The organism is Glycomyces sp. L485, assembly GCF_022548875.1.
Lineage (GTDB): Bacteria > Actinomycetota > Actinomycetes > Mycobacteriales > Micromonosporaceae > Glycomyces.
In genome coordinates this window covers 1-220 of record NZ_JAKZEW010000139.1, presented here as the reverse complement: position 1 = coordinate 220, position 220 = coordinate 1, and the positions used below count along the sequence as shown (strand labels likewise).

The window sequence follows — 220 nt, the reverse complement described above, 5'->3', positions numbered from 1 at the left end:
GGCCACCGTGCCCAGCGCCGAGGCAGCGGCGGCGGCGCGGGTGGGCGGGCAACTCGATGCCCAGTTCGACGCCAGCCGGCTGCAACGGGCGCAGGACGAAACGCCGGTGGACACGGCCGGGACGGAGGGCGCCGCCACCGCGGAAAGCGCCGAGGCTGAAGCGAGCGGAACGAATGCAGCGGCCGCAGCCCCGGCAGGCGGCGGCGCACGCATGGGCGGC

1 pseudogene is annotated in these 220 nt (G+C 77.7%); it reads left to right on the top strand.

Features of this window, described 5'->3' with window-relative positions:
- Positions 1 to 220, top strand: a pseudogene (locus tag L0U85_RS20280) (hypothetical protein); the annotation flags it as partial.